Annotated in this window: 17 protein-coding genes, 2 tRNA genes and 1 rRNA gene; 6 read left to right on the top strand and 14 right to left on the bottom strand. The window is 35.6% G+C overall.

Going from position 1 to position 13,807, the window contains the following annotated elements:
* Positions 1-11: 11 nt before the first annotated feature.
* The 11 genes from E2L03_RS06575 to E2L03_RS06530 form a co-directional block, all read right to left on the bottom strand.
* Positions 12-1,058 (bottom strand): conjugal transfer protein, encoded by a 1,047-nt coding sequence (locus E2L03_RS06575; RefSeq protein ID WP_134258758.1) that lies wholly within the window; start codon positions 1,056-1,058, stop codon positions 12-14.
* A complete protein-coding gene (locus tag E2L03_RS06570) occupies positions 1,051-1,353 on the bottom strand; it encodes a hypothetical protein (protein ID WP_134258757.1) in 303 nt (100 codons plus the stop codon). Before E2L03_RS06570 ends, E2L03_RS06575 begins: the two co-directional genes overlap by 8 nt.
* Positions 1,354-1,362: 9 nt before the next feature.
* The gene (locus tag E2L03_RS06565) at positions 1,363-1,656 is read right to left on the bottom strand and encodes a hypothetical protein (RefSeq protein ID WP_134258756.1); all 294 of its coding nucleotides are present in this window, start codon (positions 1,654-1,656) and stop codon (positions 1,363-1,365) included.
* A complete protein-coding gene (locus E2L03_RS06560) occupies positions 1,656-1,910 on the bottom strand; it encodes a hypothetical protein (protein ID WP_134258755.1) in 255 nt (84 codons plus the stop codon). The genes E2L03_RS06565 and E2L03_RS06560 overlap by 1 nt, the downstream gene beginning before the upstream one ends.
* 278 nt (positions 1,911-2,188) lie before the next feature.
* Positions 2,189-3,250, bottom strand: a complete 1,062-nt coding sequence (nicK, locus tag E2L03_RS06555) for a DNA relaxase NicK (protein ID WP_134258754.1) — start codon at positions 3,248-3,250, stop codon at positions 2,189-2,191.
* A 9-nt stretch (positions 3,251-3,259) separates the two neighbouring features.
* Complete coding sequence (locus E2L03_RS06550) at positions 3,260-4,699, bottom strand: FtsK/SpoIIIE domain-containing protein (protein ID WP_302466773.1); 1,440 nt, start codon at positions 4,697-4,699, stop codon at positions 3,260-3,262.
* A gap of 44 nt (positions 4,700-4,743) precedes the next feature.
* Positions 4,744-4,878, bottom strand: coding sequence for a hypothetical protein (locus E2L03_RS20825; protein WP_276338635.1), 135 nt, complete (start codon positions 4,876-4,878; stop codon positions 4,744-4,746).
* Between the two features lie 600 nt (positions 4,879-5,478).
* Entirely contained in the window at positions 5,479-5,883 is a 405-nt protein-coding gene (locus E2L03_RS06545; protein ID WP_134258753.1) for a DUF961 family protein, read from the bottom strand.
* Between the two features lie 419 nt (positions 5,884-6,302).
* On the bottom strand, positions 6,303-6,545 hold the full coding sequence (locus E2L03_RS06540; RefSeq protein ID WP_134258752.1) for a hypothetical protein: 243 nt from the start codon (positions 6,543-6,545) through the stop codon (positions 6,303-6,305).
* Positions 6,546-6,558: 13 nt separating this feature from the next.
* Positions 6,559-6,843 carry a helix-turn-helix domain-containing protein gene (locus tag E2L03_RS06535; RefSeq protein WP_134258751.1) on the bottom strand — a complete coding sequence of 95 codons (285 nt, stop codon included), beginning with the start codon at positions 6,841-6,843 and terminating at the stop codon, positions 6,559-6,561.
* Positions 6,844-6,858: 15 nt separating this feature from the next.
* Positions 6,859-7,086: a helix-turn-helix transcriptional regulator gene (locus E2L03_RS06530; RefSeq protein WP_134258750.1), complete on the bottom strand. Its 228-nt coding sequence runs from the start codon at positions 7,084-7,086 to the stop codon at positions 6,859-6,861.
* 156 nt (positions 7,087-7,242) lie between these two features.
* Between E2L03_RS06530 and E2L03_RS06525 the strand changes: the two genes are divergently transcribed.
* The 6 genes from E2L03_RS06525 to E2L03_RS06500 all read left to right on the top strand — a co-directional run bounded on the left by E2L03_RS06525 (position 7,243) and on the right by E2L03_RS06500 (position 13,045).
* Positions 7,243-7,608, top strand: coding sequence for a helix-turn-helix domain-containing protein (locus E2L03_RS06525; RefSeq protein ID WP_134258749.1), 366 nt, complete (start codon positions 7,243-7,245; stop codon positions 7,606-7,608).
* Between the two features lie 161 nt (positions 7,609-7,769).
* Positions 7,770-9,179, top strand: a complete 1,410-nt coding sequence (locus tag E2L03_RS06520) for a DUF8370 family protein (RefSeq protein WP_134258748.1) — start codon at positions 7,770-7,772, stop codon at positions 9,177-9,179.
* 110 nt (positions 9,180-9,289) lie between these two features.
* On the top strand, positions 9,290-9,913 hold the full coding sequence (locus tag E2L03_RS06515; RefSeq protein ID WP_166740203.1) for an ImmA/IrrE family metallo-endopeptidase: 624 nt from the start codon (positions 9,290-9,292) through the stop codon (positions 9,911-9,913).
* Positions 9,910-10,254, top strand: a complete 345-nt coding sequence (locus tag E2L03_RS06510) for a hypothetical protein (protein ID WP_134258746.1) — start codon at positions 9,910-9,912, stop codon at positions 10,252-10,254. The genes E2L03_RS06515 and E2L03_RS06510 overlap by 4 nt, the downstream gene beginning before the upstream one ends.
* Positions 10,255-10,278: 24 nt before the next feature.
* Complete coding sequence (locus E2L03_RS06505) at positions 10,279-11,385, top strand: tyrosine-type recombinase/integrase (protein WP_134258745.1); 1,107 nt, start codon at positions 10,279-10,281, stop codon at positions 11,383-11,385.
* Positions 11,386-11,518: 133 nt separating this feature from the next.
* Positions 11,519-13,045, top strand: a complete 1,527-nt coding sequence (locus tag E2L03_RS06500) for a TerB N-terminal domain-containing protein (protein WP_134258744.1) — start codon at positions 11,519-11,521, stop codon at positions 13,043-13,045.
* A gap of 139 nt (positions 13,046-13,184) precedes the next feature.
* Here the strand turns inward: E2L03_RS06500 and E2L03_RS06495 are convergent.
* From E2L03_RS06495 to rrf, 3 genes are all read right to left on the bottom strand, one after another.
* A tRNA-Thr gene (locus tag E2L03_RS06495) sits at positions 13,185-13,257 on the bottom strand.
* 7 nt (positions 13,258-13,264) lie between these two features.
* Positions 13,265-13,339 (bottom strand) — tRNA-Asn (locus E2L03_RS06490).
* Positions 13,340-13,357: 18 nt separating this feature from the next.
* Positions 13,358-13,473: ribosomal RNA gene (rrf, locus tag E2L03_RS06485) — 5S ribosomal RNA — on the bottom strand.
* Positions 13,474-13,807 lie beyond the last annotated feature (334 nt).

Below are 13,807 nucleotides of genomic sequence, written 5' to 3'. Positions count from 1 at the left end.
TTTTCCTCCTTCTACTGATAATCCATTGATTCAATGTAATAATTTCCTTCATGTCGATTAATTTCTAATTCCATAAAAGCGGGCTGTGGAATGTTCGTTCCTTTTCCTCTGAACATCACAGCTACCTCTGCTTTAAATCCATTTTCCACTTCAATCAGTTTTACATCTTGAATCTCTTCAAAGGAAAAAGCACCGTTTAAACTTTTCGGCTCCTTCATCATGTAAGCCAATTCTTCTTTTGGCTCAGCAGCATATCGTTCAAAGAAAGAATGTAAAAACTCCTGAACTGCTGATTGTTCGTCCCCGACATAAGGATCAATGTGTGATTGCTCTTCCTCTATTTCTATCGTTCCATTTAAGGAATACACTTCTGAAAAATATGGCGTACCTGCAATGGCAAAAGTACTTTCTTCTGCAATCACTGGAATGTTCAACAGTAACGTTTGCTTCGTCTCTTCATTTTCAATAACAGTTTCAGTCTCTGGTTCATCGTCATCATCTTCCGGCTCGATCTCTACCTCTTTTTCTTTTGGAACTTGGTTCATGAACGTGACTTTATATTGGAATAAGGTTTCTTCTTCATTCTCTATCATGTTAAACAAAGAATGGCTTTCTAAAATCCTATTACCTTTTAAATCTGAAAGTTGATAAAGCGAATGTTTGTCATCTTGGAAAGTAGCTGATTGAACCATATAATTTTTCAGCGTTTGTTTTCTTTCTTCTAATGCTTCTTGAGTGTTCTCAACATTAATGAACACATCAATAAACCCTGAAAGATATTGTTCAGCAGCAGGTAATGAAATAGATGGTGATTCTTCCTCATTTGCTTCATTTGAAAGATGCGCGTTGGTTTCATTTAAAGCAGACCTTGTATTAACTGAAAGCAAAATAGTTAATAGTGAGAGGACAACAATGCTCCCTAATAATGACCACACAGCCATTGCTGTTCTCTTTGAATGATCTTTACGGATCATACTTCTTTGCTTGGCTGGTTTCTTGATTCGTTTGAAACGGTGTTTAAGTCGTTCGATGATCGAACGTCCATCGGATTTAGCCATCCTTTGACCCTCCTTGATCTTGTTCTATATAAGCTAAAAAAGATGCTACTCGTCGTAACACCTTTTTTGCTGAAACATCTTTCTCGTATACTTTTAAACGCCTTTGACCACCTCCGGGCAAGCACGTCATTTTATAGAACGTATATCGATAGGTGGAATAGCCCGTTTTTCTCACGCCTTCAACCACAAGCATAGAACGTTTACTTAAATCCATTACATATACTTGCGAACCAATGCCAACCGTAAACCCTAACAACTTAAACCGTTCATCCAACGTCTTGTATTGAGCTAACATAAAAAATCACTAAACCTCTTTTATTGGGCTTAGTGATTCAAATTCAACATATTTAATTTGATCAGTCCCACCATCTTCTGATGCGTCTTCATAGTCGTATACAGCAAATCGAGCAATAATCGTTTTCACAGCATTATTTACAACCATCTTTGCATCGATAACCACTTGTTCAAATACATGTTTGCTCATATAACGAACATGTTCTTTCATGCGTTCAATTAATTGATCAGCAAGATCTAAAATACCTTGATTCTCTAGCCCTGTTTCTAGTTGACCTCTGTTTAGTAATTCAACATGTTTCATTATGATTCTTCCTCCTTTATTTTTTGATGTAGCCGTTCAAACTCCTGTAAGTCCTTCTCTAAGTCTGATTCAAGACAATGTTTTGAGTACCAGTCTAAAGCCTCCTTTACTTCTTCATACATTTTTAAGTCGTAACTTTTCATAAAGCGTTGCTTTGACTCAATGATCTCTGTTGCTCGTGCAATTAAGAAATCAATATTGTTTCCTATACCAGTGTGCAAACAAGACCGAACGCCCTCAGGCACAACCTCCAAGTAATCACCTCCTTGTTTTATTAAACCTTGGACGCTGTCCAAACCTGCAAGCTAAACTAGCTTGACCGTGATTACTTAATCCCCCAACCCCCGGTTTCATTCGGGGGCTCCCTCGCCGGTAGGCACGAAGAAAAATGGGTTTTTCTTCAATGCCAAGAGGGTCTTGGTTCTGAGAATCTATCAACTCCTTAAATTCCTTTCATTCCATTCCAGTCAGCCATTTACCGTTGACAGATGCCATTTTTAGCACTTTTTCTCCAATAAGAGCAATCCCATGTTTAACAAACCATGTCTTGTGGACTTGCTAGTAGTACATCAAGCATCTTTTCCTGTTTATCTGACAGCTCAGCGTTGACAACCATATCTGATAAATCTTGTCTGCCTAAGACCTGATCTGCTTCAAGTACCATTTTCATTGTTGGTGCACATGAATTTTGCAACCACCTCCTAGATTTCTCGTAAAAATCATCTTCAGGCTGCATAAACAAGCTTAGCTTGCCAACATCACCTATGAACACTTTCCAAAACCTGCTTGTTTTCCATTTTTCTCTTGAAGCATCTTCATCGGCATCAACAAATCGAATGTAGTTGTTAATAATCTGCATAGCGATATCAAGTAAATCTTGTGACTGAATCAATGATTGAACAGCTCCTTGCGCTCGATCATTTTTAAGCCTTAATTCGTAGCGGTTCCAGTCGCCAATATCTTCAAGAGAAATATTATATTTGTCAGCTTGTTCGTGGTTCTTCTCATAGAAGCAAAGATAAGCTTCTGATTTTTTCGACCCAAAGTATAGTGTCGTTCCTCCATTCGATCCGTCTGCAATATCGAGCGAGCCGTTAAAATCCGACTTACGAAAACGTGAAATAGCTTCGCCCTTCTTCACTTTTTCTAGCAGCATGGGGATTTCAAAATACGTTTCTCGATCATCTATCGCTAAGTCAAAGCGACTGAACTTGCCACCATGGTTAATGCAGTCTTTAAAGAAATCAAACCACGTTTTCTTGCGCGCATCTAAGAAGCTTTCGAACTGTCGGCATCCTTGACCAGACATCTCAACCAATACGCCTCGATTGTCACCTTCTTTTGAATAAAAGACTTTAATATGATCAAGCTGATAGGTACCGATGTAACCATAAAAGCCTGACTCCTTTTCTTGCATGTATGCTTTCTTCAAATGAACGATATGTTCTAGGATGAAATCAACATCATGTGTTTTAAAAGATACTCGCAAGTAGTCAACCATTGCTGTTAAAGGGTTTTGGACTTCTTTCGGTTCTTTTTCTACGATTACTACCCCCCTGTTAGCTAGGGGGGGTTGGTGTTTTGAGGTCGTCATTCGCTTCGCTCACTCCTCCCACTCGTTCCCATTTCTGCCGCTGGCGACTGCCGTCGCCGACGCTCCATACACTCCCACTTGTGCTCGCTTGATTTCTTCCATGAAGTCATAGTCTTTTGTGACAAGTGGGCTATAAAATTCTGATATGGTTGATGTTCCTGTGTCGGCATAGCCACGACCCTTTATACTTTTATTTAAAAAGGTTTTATCGACATCACCAAACATCATGCCGTAACCAGATTCAGACATCTTCCCTAACGCCACGCGAAAATTAAATTGGTCACGGATACCATCAGCTAAGTACTTGGCATCTGGTCGTTGCGCTCCAAGAACCAAAAAATAGCCCATCTGCCTTCCGAGCATGACGAGCTGTTTCATATAGCCTAACGCTTCCATTCGTTCTTGTGGTTCCAATAAATCCATAAACGCTACATACTCATCAAAGAAGATAAACATGGGAGGCAATCCAAGGTAGGCATAGTTCTCACCTGTTTTATAATTCGGCATCTGTTTCATTTCTTCTGATCGATTCATCATGCCCTCAACCGATTTACGCAAACACATCATAATGCCGTTTTTCTTTGAATACACCACTCCTTTTGGAAGAACCGCTTCTAAATCTGCCAAGTCCGCATTTTTTGGATCAAGTATACGAATCTCAGCATTCGATTTAAGCACAGCTTGGATGATTGTTAAGATGAAGTACGTTTTCCCTCCACCTGTACCACCAGCAATCAACATATGTGGCAGCTTATCAAATTCCCAATACACGTTTTTCATTAAGCTCATCGAACCGTTTTTCACTTGTACTTCTTGAATCGGAATACGATTCTTTTTCACATCGTACAGAAGCTTAAAAACTACAAATCCTTCTTCGACTTCACGATCAACTAAATCACAAAATAAGCCATTCTCTAAGTCTGTACCTAGTTCTAAATATCGCGCTTGAAATCGACTTAAATCAAGAGCAACACGGACATAGATATGACCATTCTTCACTTGATAATAAGCACGAGGAAAATAGGTAATCTTTCTTTTTGTAACAGTCTTATTTGTCCACCCCGACTCTGTTTGGATGTTTTCTTGTTCGTAAAAACGATTTGAAAAAAACATTCGTGCAATTTTCTGTTTGTGCAGCAACTGTTTAAACTGATCAAATGCAATAAGGTAGACGATGCCTACAACGGCTGCTGCAATTAAAAGTGCTACAGCCAGTCTTGATAACAAGAATGACCAATTCCAGCTATCAAACGCAATAAATACTTTATACTGCTCCCAATCATTCCATTGAGAGATTGGAAAACCATCTTTAAAGCAATAAAAAAGGACAGCTAGGAAAACAGGTACAAATACGCCCAATCCGGCTGTCCAAACTGCATGTCTCATATGAGGGGTGATTCGATGACCGCGGTATTTCCAAAGGCGACGTTTAATTGCTTCTACATTCATTTTGACCTCCTTTGAATCTATGAAAGCCCATGATAAAATAATTGTTAATTATCTTTTCGCCATTTTTTAACTTTCTTTACTAGATAATTAATAAGATCATCACCACCAAATAGACCAAAAATACAAAGAAAAAGAAACACTGAAATAAAAATTTCAAAAGCTAACCAACGTTCTTCCAATTTAACCATCTCCTATATAGAAAGAGGTGCGATGACTTTTGTATACTCAATGGCTTAGATTTCTCCCCAAAAAGACACCTTATTTTTTACTCCTTTTGATTATATTGAACTTTATTACCTTCATTAACGCTAACTTATTACTCGATTTTTTCTCTTTAATTTATAAACTGATACCATCCAGTGTTATAAATTATATACACAAAAACCATATCGGATTTTCAGATCTAATAACCTTCTATGCTGTTTTAGCTACGATAACCGGGGTTACTACCTTTTGGCATTTCTTCTACCATTGGTTTTTTAAGCATTGGCGTGCTGAAGAGTTCACGGTTAAAAACCCTCGTTTATATATGGATAGTATCCATGGATTTTTCTTGGAATTCACTTTAATTTTTTCACTAGTCATTTCCTTAACATTACTATTAAATCCCCAATACCAAGTTATAGTAAAAAATTATTTGCTTCCATTTTCTTTTAATAATTTCTTCATGATTTTTGCTTCTTTTTTCTTGTTATTATTTCTTTTTCTAGGTGTACTTGCCATTATAAATAAATCAGAATAACTAAACGCGCCTTATATTATTCAGGCGCGTTTTTCAACTATTTCTTATCTGAACCAGCTGTTACAGGTTCTTTTTGTTCTTTTGCTTTCGGTTCAAAGTTAGAGTTAGATTTATGACCAGCTTCCACGATATCTTCTGCCATTAACGTATAAACGATATTAGCAAAATTGCCATTCGCTTGAGCTCTTGCTGTAATTCGCGGATTTACTAGCTCAACTGGCTTATTAAAATCAATTTCTTTTAAGTCAACATAGTCAGGCAGTGTTACTTCTATTTGTCCTTGCTGAACACTTGAGGCTACATTATAAATGCGTGCTTCCAATTTATCCGTTCGTTCTCCCTTTTCACGATCAAAGTACATTTTCTCTCGGTTTAATCCCATAAAAATCATATTTCCAAATGTCTCTTGTGGTTCTGGCTTAATTCCATTTTTTAAGTTCATTATAGTTTCCTCTTTTCGTTTAATAGTTTTATTTTCCAAAGACTTCTCATCCATTTTCATTACACCAATTTAGTAAAATTCGCTCAGGTTCTGTATCCATCATGGCGCTTATCAGTCGCTCCAGAACTTTTTGTCTATCATGGCAACGTTAGTAGGTTATTGTATAACCATCAAGCTGTATACAGCTATGGCGCACGTATCTTCTTACCTGCTACAGCATTTAAACAAGTGTTGGCTGTGTCCACTTAATACTCACGCTAGTGACATGACGAAGAAAGTACGCTACAATAAAATTTCCTAGGTTTTACTGGCGTATCTGGCTTCTGTCAGGTGCGCTTTCTTTCTATATGTAATTATCAATGTACTCACTCTTTCCATTCGCTTATAGAAACTTTAATAGTGGTCTATACTCACACTATCTATTGCTTCTCTATTGCAGTAATATCGCTTCGTCCAACCTTGTAATTTCGAGAAATGCGACGGTACGATACACCATGTTTTAGCAACTCTTCAATGATCGCTTTTGAAATTGGTTGGTTCATGAAGTAATTGATCTTTGCAGACCTTATTGCCAGTTTCATTCTTGCTTGCCAATCGCCTTCCATCTTCTTCGCTAGGGGCACAGCTTCTTTCATCAAATCGCTCATTACTTGAAAAGTCATGATTGATTCCCCATTACATGATCACTTCTTTTTCGTTAAGCTTCGCACGCTGGTATTGATCTAAACCTTTTTTAGATATAAGAACTCTACGCCCTTCTCGCCAAGATGGAAAATCATGATGCTGCGATAATTCGTACATTTTAGATTTGCCCATTCGTAAGTACTCAGCTGCTTCTTGTACAGTTAGAACGTTCGGCATTGAATCATGAGCAGAATAATTTAGTTCGTCTTTGATCTTTTGCAGGAATTCTTCATTTTCTTCTCGAACAATTTGCCTTATAGTGTCTTCAAAGGACATTCCTATTCACTCCCTTTAACTTTTAGATTTCTTATTAAATAGAGAATCTGGACTAACTTTAAACAATTTAGCTATTGCCATTGCCACATTCAAACTCGGAATTCTCGAACCTTGTTCAATCATTCCGTAATAACTTTCAGTGATACTGACACTAAATCTAATATTCAATAAGTCAGTTACATCCTTTTGTGACCAGTTTTTCTTATTACGTAATATTATTAGATCATCTCTTTTTTGAATCATCATCACCCCCAACGTTTTGTAGTGTTAGTTTACCCAACAATAACTTGGGTTTCAATACTTTAACCAGATTTTTTGATGGGTTTTTTGAAAAAATCTTTATTCACCCAACTAAAAGTTGTATAATTACATACTATAGAGCTATGAAAGGATATTGATATGGCAGAACTTAAAGATCGGTTGCGCGAACTAAGGAAAGAAAATAATTTCACCCAACAAGAAGTTGCCAAATTTCTCGATATCACAGAAAGCGCATATGGTTTTTATGAGCAAGGTAGAAATGAGCCTTCCGTTCAGAGAATTAAAATGCTCGCGAAAAAATATAACGTATCCGTAAGTTACCTTACTGGAGAAACAGACGAGAAGAGAAACTACACATCTCCTGATTCAGATGTAAATTCTGCTTTTTATAAATACAAAGATCTTGATGATGAAGAGATTGAATTCTTAGATGAACAACTTGAAGTATTTAGGAGAATAAGGCAAAATAAAATTGATAGGGAAAATAGGGAAAACAAAAAATAACGTCCACTTACTATAAATGGGCGTTTTTCTTTCGCCAAAAATTGCTCTCGTTGTATTACATAAAATTTACTATCAGTAAGATACACTAAAAAGGATAAACTGTAACTTATGTCGAAATTTAGTCTGGTTAATACTATACAGAGCAGGAGTGATGAGAGAGTATGTTGAACTTTGTATCAAGTACCTTTAATCTCAATAATAGATTGGAAGAATTAGGTGTATTTGATTCTCTTTTAGATATAGACTCATACTATTTTATTAATATAAAGAGATTAGAAACCACAACAATTGCAGAGTTTAAAGATTCCTATCATAAAATTAACAAAATATTTGAAAAGATAGCTTTATTATTAAAGAAATCCAAAAATGATAAAGATAGATTTTATAAAGCAGCTTTGGATTTATTCTATTTTCCAGAAGTAAATGGTTTAGGTTTGGGATACGCTGATGGTAAGCATGGTTCTGGTTTAGGAAAAAAACTTCGTCAAAAAGTTATTAGTGATGCAAAACAAATAATTGCTGCAGGTGAAGATTCGCCAGAGATTTTTCATTTAGTAGGTCTTTTTGAAAGGAATATCGGACCAGACCGAATTAGTGATATGATTGCTCATATAATTAAGGAAGATATAATCGCTTATACAAAGAGGATAAATACTATTCTAGAAATCAATGCTGAAAATTATCCTGAATTTTCTTTTGAGGATGGACTATTAATTAATCCATATAAGAAAACTCCATTATTGCTTCTGCCTATAGATATCCTTCATGAACTACCTATCGCTAAGGATTGGGATGACATTGATAGAGTCTGTAATCAAGTAAACATCTTAAAAGCGGAGATTAATGATATAATCGGTGACAAATGGAAAGACATGTCTGTGGGAAATAAAAAAGATGTGCTAAGTACTCTTTTTATAGAAAACCCAGGTATACTTACAAGTACATTAAATGTATATAGAGGAATCAGTATCGATCAATATGATTTTATTAAAGATAAAACTGGAGATTTTATCATTGCAAAAGTTGCGGATAATTTACCCTCTACTTATCCTATAACCTTGGGAGAATCAACAAAAAAAAGTACTTATAATATAACAAAAACTATTTGTGAAAAATTTAAAGATTTGATTGAGAACAACAACGTAAGTGATTTATTGTATTACGAAAAAAAACCAAGAAATGAAAAAGCAGTTCAAAAAGCTTTCCTCTGTGTAGCTGACAGTTATTGCAACGCATTTAACATTGGAATTAGTCCAGAGACAGACAGCGGCAGAGGTCCTGTTGATTTCAAATTTGAAACTAGTTATACTGATAGAACACTGGTTGAAATTAAATTAGCTTCAAGTCAAAACTTAGTCCATGGAATGCAAGTTCAACTAGAAGAATATAAAAAAGCAGAAAAAACCTTAAACTCAATTTATTTAGTTGTCAATCTAGGAAATAATGAAAAAAAGCTCGAACAGCTAAATACCTTTTATTCCAATAATAAAGGTAAGGAAGGTTGCCCCGAACTTATAATTGTTGATGCGACCCCAAAAGAGAGTGCAAGTAAGTTTAAACCCAAAAAATAAAAGTAGCTACCAATACAAAATAGTAAACGTTCACTAATACCATAGCTGGACGTTTTTCTTTTAAGATTAATAAGAACATACATTCCTATAGAGGTGATTTTATGCTAAGTTTGTATTCAAAAACTCCTATAGAACAATGGTTAGAAGAATTTTATAAAGAACATCACATTCTTTCTCCAAACGATCTGGATATTTATAAAATAGCGGAAAGTCTTAATATCGTTATTGAAAAAAGTTCAGGACCTGACCGTTCCATATGGGATGATGAACATAAAATTGCCATTATTTTTTTACATAACGATCATTCACATATTCAAAAAAGAGAAATTTTCTTTCATGAACTTTGTCACCCTCTCCGACACTGTGGATCTCAAGAAAATATGTATAGTGAGGAGTTCTTAATGATGCAAGAAGTACAAGCAGAGCAGTTTCAGCTTTATGCATCAATGCCATTCTTTATGGTCTCGGAATACTGTCACCAAATTGATCATCTTGCCGCCATTTTAGCCAATGAATTTCATGTTTCTATTGAGTTGGCCGAAACTCGTTTAAAACAAATTGAAGCAAGAATCCAAGGTGCCGAGTCTGTACAAAGATTTAATGACGTTATACAAGAACAACCTGTTCCCAATTCTTATAAAACCGTTGCTAAAAAAGTCGTTCCTCATCATGCAAAGTCATTAGTAGAAAAAGCACTTTTCCAAAAACAGAAGAAGGAGATGACTAGACAATGATTTCATACAAAGTATACTATGACTATCATGAAGGGAAGAAAGCCCCTATATGGCTCGTTCTAAATGTGCGTGATCAATTTATCGATTGGGAAAAGCAAACTCTTATAATAACTGTACAAGCTCCTTTTAACATGCATCCAGCAGAAGAGTTTGATCCAGATGCTATGAATGTGACCATTTTAATAGATGATTTACTTTTAACGACCTCTGAGAATGTATTTGGAATTAACTTAACTCACGTAGAACATCGCTTGAATTTACACGGCGTTGATCCAACAGAGGTTGATAATTTCGTCATTCAAGTTGCAGATTTAGAAGATGTACTGCACATAACTCTGTAAATACCAGATAACGGAGGTCTTAAGATGAAAGGACATATACGTAAACGAGGAAATAAATATGTAATCGTTGTAGATTTGGAAAGAGATCATAATAACGAGAGACGTCAAAAATGGTTTTCAGGCTACGATACGAAGAAAGCAGCACAAAAAGACATGCCCCGCATACTTAATGAGATCAACACAGGAAATTTTATTGAACCCTCTAAAGAGTCTTTTGCTGCTTATTTAGAAAAGTGGATCTTAAACAAACGAAGTAGATTAAAAGCCTCTACCTTCCAAGTTTATAAAACCCATCTTCGTATCCATATCATACCTAAGCTGGGGAATTACAAGTTAGAAAAGCTTAATAGACTCCATCTAAAGACATTTTTTTCTTATTTAGAGAATGATCTTGGATTAGCTCCCGCTACTATTAAAAAAGTCCATACAGTTATTAGTTCCGCTTTGTCAGAGGCTGTAGAAGATGGAATCGTTGGGAAGAATGTCGCAGCTGGTTTAAAAACTGCACGTATCGAACGAAAAGAAATTCACGTGTGGGATGAAAAACAGCTTTTACAGTTTCTCAATTCTAGCAAAAACGATCCTCTTTATATTGCTTTTCATTTAGCAGCTATGACAGGCATGCGCCGTAGTGAGGTGCTTGGTCTTCGTTGGAAGGACGTTGACTTTAAAAATAGTTTACTACGCACGGTTGTCACCCACACACCATACGGGGCTTCAGATGGTAAAACTAAAGCTAGTTTTAATCGTACAATTGATTTAGACGAAGTAACTATTACTGAATTAAAAAAGCGGAAAGAACGAGTAGATTATGAAAAAGAACGAGCTGGGAGAGCATATAAGGATAATGATTTAGTTGTTTGTACTAGCTTAGGTACACATGTAACCCCTCGCAACCTTAACCGAAAGTGGTATCAGCTTAAAGAAGATGCAAACGTCCCCTCTATACGTTTTCATGATCTTAGGCATACGCACGCTACATTGATGCTCTTGCAAGGTATTCCGGTTAAAGTAGTAGCTGAAAGATTAGGACATTCAAGTATTACGACGACATTAGATACTTACAACCACTTACTGCCTTCCATTCAGAGGGAAGCAATTGCGATGTTTAGTAAGAATTTATATAATTGATTATGCAGAAGCATGGATAATTTCATGCTTCTAAGACTTTTTCAACTAATTAATTGTTATAATTACGGCTTAATAAACAATTACTAGATCAAATTGAGACTAATATTAATTAGTTCTAGAGGAGGCTAAAGGGATGGGTATTTTCGATATATTTAAAAAGAAAAGAAAATACAAGCAAAAGAAATCAGATTCAAGAAATTTATTATCTGTAAACGATGCCCAAGCTATTGATCCAATTAAAAACTTCTTTGTGCATTCAGATATCAAGGGGTTATTATGGATTGAAAACGGTCCTCAAAAAAATTTCATTTCAATTAGTTCAGCAGAAAAAATATATGAAATTGATGGTGTAAAACTATTTATACAAGTTAATAAAGAAGAGCCTAGCCTTATTAACATGAACCTCGACATTAAAGAATCTATTGAAAAAGAAGTTCCTATTCCAGGTTACTATCCGAGTTATAGAACCTTGAGTTCTGAACAAAGATATAAATATTGGCAGAGTCTTTCAAATCCTTACCAAGCATCAATTGACATTAGTTATATATTTATTCTTTATTATGGTTTAGAGAGACACCTCTTTTTAAACAATAATTTTGAGATGGCATTTAAAGTGATTATTAAACTTAGAGAGATTCATCAAAATAAATCTTTTCTAACTTATTCTGGAAACGCAATAGCGTTATCCTGTTTACTTCACCAGAAAGCAGATATGATGAATATCTTTATTGAATCTTTAAACACAGATTACAAAAGAAATTTCTCTGAGCACCTATATTTGTTAGCTTTACATAGCTTTGACAGACCATTGTTATCGGAAGACATTATGAGACTTTCAAAAGTATTTGGTTTTAGAAACGATAATTACATAAAAAGTTACCCAGATATATTTAAAAGGACACTTGAAGAGCTGATTGTTAAAAAACATTCAAAAAATCATTTAATTCTCAAAGAGTTAGTTCCCCATATAGGCGAATTAGATCAAACAGATTTATCCCTTTTTGCGAATATATCATTATCTGAAGAAAAACTTAGCATAGCAAATTTAATATCTTCACCATCTCTTAACAAAGAAATTTATAATTTTCTTAGTGACGCTCATGAATCTGTAAAGAAACAATTAGCTAATATGAGAAAGACTAATATGATGCCAAAGAAGCATGAAAAGAAAAAGCCAATTAAAGAATTGAAGTTTGATTTTAATGAGGAGCAACGTTTAATTAAAGAGTTGAAGGGAAATTATTCAGATCCAGTAAGTAAACATTTTACGTATATCTACCTTCAAGATTTTTATTATAAATATAGAATTCTAGATGAGAAATACCTCCATGAATGTATTAAATATTGTTACGAAGACCTAGAAATACTTGAAGATTTAAATACGGCGTTTGTCAATGAGGAAATGAAGAGAACTAAACATTTAAGTTCTTTCAGGACTAAAAAAGATATTGATAATGACTTAGAAAGAATTAAAGCAGAAAAGTTTCAGGGCAGAATACCAGCATTCAATAGGCTAGCAATTATTTACGAAAAGAAAAAACAATTTCCATATGCTATAGATATATCAAAAAAAGCAATTAATTATTATAAAGCTCGTAATATAGATACTAGTGATTTTGAAAAACGTATTGAAAGGCTAAACAAGAAGTTGAAAGTTTAATTCGGAAAATCATTAAACAGCGTAGTTTTAGCGCTCTAAATTAATAAAGGTTTGCAATTTGTTTGCAAACCTCTTTTTACGCAAAAAAACAAGCCCCTCCATCATCGGAGAAACCTTAATGTACCAGTACTTATACGAAAGCTTCCAAGCGGACTTGAACCGCTGACCCCCACCTTACCATGGTGGTGCTCTACCGGCTGAGCTATGGAAGCAAAAAAATGGCTCCACAGGCAGGATTCGAACCTGCGACCGATCGGTTAACAGCCGATAGCTCTACCACTGAGCTACTGTGGAACGCAAAAAAATATGTAAGCCTGGCAACGTCCTACTCTCACAGGGGGAAGCCCCCAACTACCATCGGCGCAAAAGAGCTTAACGACCGTGTTCGGCATGGGAACGGGTGTGACCTCTTTGCTATTGCCACCAGACTTATTTTGACGTCAGATCAACGGTGAATCTCTTCGTCCTATTTGTGTCTTTCTGTCAGTCACGTACGCAAGTACGCTCCTTCCTTCAAGCACTTCTAGTCCTCGATCTTCTTGTTGCTCTTTGTAAAACTCATTCTAAAAGGGAATAGTCCCTTCTTGTTAAAAAGAATCGGTGATTCTTTCAAAACTAAATCCAATCATCATACTCAAACTCAAGAAATTTAGGATAAGCCCTCGACCGATTAGTATCAGTCCGCTCCATGTGTCGCCACACTTCCACTTCTGACCTATCAACCTCATCATCTCTAAGGGGTCTTACTGGCTTACGCCATGG

Source organism: Shouchella oshimensis, from assembly GCF_004375095.1.
Taxonomy (GTDB): domain Bacteria; phylum Bacillota; class Bacilli; order Bacillales; family Bacillaceae_D; genus Shouchella; species Shouchella oshimensis.
The sequence above is the reverse complement of the archived record's forward strand: the minus strand, read 5'-3'. Positions and strand labels throughout refer to the sequence as shown.

Coding starts and splice junctions, on each gene's coding strand:
- E2L03_RS06550 (WP_302466773.1), bottom strand. CDS start 4,699: ATGAATGTAGAAGCAATTAAACGTCGCCTTTGGAAATACCGCGGTCAT.
- E2L03_RS06535 (WP_134258751.1), bottom strand. CDS start 6,843: ATGTCCTTTGAAGACACTATAAGGCAAATTGTTCGAGAAGAAAATGAA.
- E2L03_RS06510 (WP_134258746.1), top strand. CDS start 9,910: ATGATTTCATACAAAGTATACTATGACTATCATGAAGGGAAGAAAGCC.
- E2L03_RS06570 (WP_134258757.1), bottom strand. CDS start 1,353: ATGTTAGCTCAATACAAGACGTTGGATGAACGGTTTAAGTTGTTAGGG.
- E2L03_RS06565 (WP_134258756.1), bottom strand. CDS start 1,656: ATGAAACATGTTGAATTACTAAACAGAGGTCAACTAGAAACAGGGCTA.
- E2L03_RS06540 (WP_134258752.1), bottom strand. CDS start 6,545: ATGACTTTTCAAGTAATGAGCGATTTGATGAAAGAAGCTGTGCCCCTA.
- E2L03_RS06545 (WP_134258753.1), bottom strand. CDS start 5,883: ATGAACTTAAAAAATGGAATTAAGCCAGAACCACAAGAGACATTTGGA.
- nicK (WP_134258754.1), bottom strand. CDS start 3,250: ATGACGACCTCAAAACACCAACCCCCCCTAGCTAACAGGGGGGTAGTA.
- E2L03_RS06530 (WP_134258750.1), bottom strand. CDS start 7,086: ATGATTCAAAAAAGAGATGATCTAATAATATTACGTAATAAGAAAAAC.
- E2L03_RS06525 (WP_134258749.1), top strand. CDS start 7,243: ATGGCAGAACTTAAAGATCGGTTGCGCGAACTAAGGAAAGAAAATAAT.
- E2L03_RS06500 (WP_134258744.1), top strand. CDS start 11,519: ATGGGTATTTTCGATATATTTAAAAAGAAAAGAAAATACAAGCAAAAG.
- E2L03_RS06520 (WP_134258748.1), top strand. CDS start 7,770: ATGTTGAACTTTGTATCAAGTACCTTTAATCTCAATAATAGATTGGAA.
- E2L03_RS06505 (WP_134258745.1), top strand. CDS start 10,279: ATGAAAGGACATATACGTAAACGAGGAAATAAATATGTAATCGTTGTA.
- E2L03_RS06575 (WP_134258758.1), bottom strand. CDS start 1,058: ATGGCTAAATCCGATGGACGTTCGATCATCGAACGACTTAAACACCGT.